Origin of the sequence: Telmatospirillum siberiense (assembly GCF_002845745.1) — a bacterium.
Taxonomy (GTDB): Bacteria; Pseudomonadota; Alphaproteobacteria; order Rhodospirillales; family Magnetospirillaceae; genus Telmatospirillum; species Telmatospirillum siberiense.
On sequence record NZ_PIUM01000072.1, the window covers coordinates 1 to 2,837 of the forward strand.

Annotated in this window: 2 protein-coding genes; both read right to left on the minus strand. The window is 56.7% G+C overall.

Annotated features, from left to right (window positions below):
* On the minus strand, positions 1-1,409 hold a 1,409-nt coding region (locus tag CWS72_RS27615; protein ID WP_146002917.1), incomplete at its 3' end, for a hypothetical protein.
* A 57-nt stretch (positions 1,410-1,466) separates the two neighbouring features.
* Positions 1,467-2,474 carry a formylglycine-generating enzyme family protein gene (locus CWS72_RS27220; RefSeq protein ID WP_158240848.1) on the minus strand — a complete coding sequence of 336 codons (1,008 nt, stop codon included), beginning with the start codon at positions 2,472-2,474 and terminating at the stop codon, positions 1,467-1,469.
* Positions 2,475-2,837: the final 363 nt, after the last annotated feature.

Genomic DNA, 2,837 nt, shown 5'->3' on the forward strand with positions numbered 1-2,837 from the left:
CCGTCGCCGCCCGATCCGGCCGCGGTCTGCGCCGCCGTCGCCAGGTCGGTCACCGTGACCCCGAGGGCGGTCTTGCTGAAAGTGGGGACGCTCACCGGAGCGTCGGTGGGGACGGCGGCGGTGAGCGTGGCCTCCAAGCTGGCGGCATCGCTCGACGCCGGCGGGCCGTAGCTTTCGCTGCCCATAAAAAACGGCGTCTGGCTCCCCAGACTGCCGTCGCCGTTGATCTGTTGCAGATCGCCCAAGCCACCGACGCTCGTGGCCGTGGTGGCGCCAAAGCTATCGGCGTTGAGCAGGGTCTGGGCGCCCCGCACCGTGCCGACCAGAACGCCATTGTTGTAATAGTCGCCGGTGGCGCCCTGGGCATCGGCTATCCAATGGAACTGCCCGCCATTGCCGTAATCGATGGTCAGGCCGGTCCCGCTGAGGTCCATATGCCGGGTGGCATCGGCCGTCAGGTTGATTGTCGCGCCGGTCGACAGGGCGGTGATCTGGTAGGTCCCGTTCGCCGATTGGCTGGGATCGAGGGCATAGGCGTTGCCGGCCCCGTCCTGGAAATAGAAGCTGCCGCCGAGACTGAGGTTGGCAGCGCCATTGGCGAAGTTCTGCGATCCGGTGATGCTTAGGGCTGTGCCGTTGGAAAGGGTGACTTGCCAGATGTTGTTGGATTGTTCCGCAGCCGTCGTGACCGAAGACGAGGTGCTGCCGTTTGCGGCTATTTTTACGGCGGTTACCGATATTGTTTCATTTTGCGTCCCATTCGCCGCGCTTGTCATGGACGAAAAAAAGACACCATTATTGGAATACAGATTAACCGTGGCACCAGATTCCGCAGCATTTGCGGCACTTATGCAACAACCGGACAATGCATTATACGCGCCCTGAAAATTTTGAAAGTCGTTGAATTCCTGAATAATGCCATCGCTAAAAGCTTTACCAAGCTCATTGAGATAATTCTGGATATCCCCACCGACATCATACGCGAGCTTGGCGACGGACGCGCCCGTACTAATGGTTTGCGCACCGGCCGCAACAACAGCCAACTCAGGAGCCAGTTCAGGCTGCGCCTGCGTAAAGAGAACTGCGGTACCCGCAGTGGCGCCTGAGACATCGGATATAATTCCTAGAAGAGCCGAATTTTGCGCCCGACTGTCATTAAGGTCCACAGCATCATCGTAAGATTTCAAATCAGATTTCAGGGATACGAGCGAGGCTCCAACACCAATGGAACCCGCCGCCGCCGCAATTTTACTATTCTCACTTATTAAAGGTGGCACGGCGGCAGCGAGCGCGGTTGCAGCAGCCTCCAACGCAACCTGCGAATTTTGATCGTTACGATCCCAACCGCGCAATGCATCGACAAAGGCATGGTATGCACCGATAAAAGTGTTCACATCAGTAGCACCCATGACACCCTCCATTCAAAGTGCGATTATCGATATTTCCACATCCCCAAACGTTCCATTTCACGGAAGCATTTTGGCGACACGAAGTCCTATGTAATTACTTGATCTATTAGGGGCGAACTTGGAACGATGGGCTGATCGCAGAACCCAGGGCCGATTAGCAAATCCACCACCACGCATCACACGCCGTTCGCAGTTTCCAGCCATCCATGCGCTGCCATCTGCCGGCGCCCCCGCGTAACTCTCATTCCAGCAGTCTTCCATCCATTCCCATGCATTTCCCAGCATGTCGTGGAGTCCGAAAGGATTTGCGCGAAAGCTATCGACCGGTGATGTTTGTTTTCTGTCCCAGCGGCTGCCACAACCATCGCAATTGGCGTTACCCGAACCGATAGAATCGCCCCACCAGCGAGCCGTTTGCGTCCCCGCACGCGCCGCATATTCCCATTCGGCTTCGCTCGGCAGGCGATACGAACCGTTACCCGCCATCAACGATCGGTCACGCAGTTTGCCGTTCAACCAAGCAACGTAAGCTTTCGCATCCTGCCAACTTATGCAGACCACAGGATCGCGATCTGTCTGAGAAAAGCCGGAATTTTGCCATCCCGCTTCCGCCCGCTCTTGATATCTGTGATCAACCAAGACCGTGCATTTGCTATTGATTGAATAGCCAGTCTCCCGAACGAAGGCTGCAAACTCACCTCGCGTCACGAGGAACTTCGCCAAAGCGAACGATCGACCGATGGTTACCGAATGTTGCGGATGCTCCATCACGAGAGACTGTTTATCGATTGCGGTCTCGTCTTGCGGCATGGATTCGAGATCCCTCTCGGTGTCTGCGTCCGACGACCCGATCGCGATGCTCCCCGCGGGAATGACCACCATTTCGGGGCAATCAGGGCAATCGCGGAACGTCTGTCCTGCTGGCATGACGGTTTTCGCTTCTGGATCCGCGACGGCCTCCCCACCAGGGGCAAATATCAAAACGGCGATCAACAGGATAAACATGAGCAGAGTCGACTTCCTCCGATCCGCGCTTTGGCTGTCGAACCGATCCTTCTCAATCACTGACGGCAATTCCCCATTCCCCTTGCGCAAGATGAATTCGTCTGATGACGCGGATGTTCGCTGTGGTGGACGACGCCAATGTCTCGATGCCCCAACCGACCCTTTGAAGCCACAGCCCCCACCGGGATCGTCTGCGGCTTCTCTTCCTATAGACGTTTTTGGAACCACTGAAACCGCACAACCTTGAGATGAAATTTTTGTGGCAGCACCCGCTTTTCTCAGGCTGCGCGTTTGAAGTGCCTCATTTTCCATTCGCTGACGCCGTTGGCATTGGCATCGTTCCACACCATGATCTCGTTCCAATAGGAAACCCCGGTGGTGGGATCGATCAACGCCGTCTGCGCGGTGAAAGCCGTCGCCCCG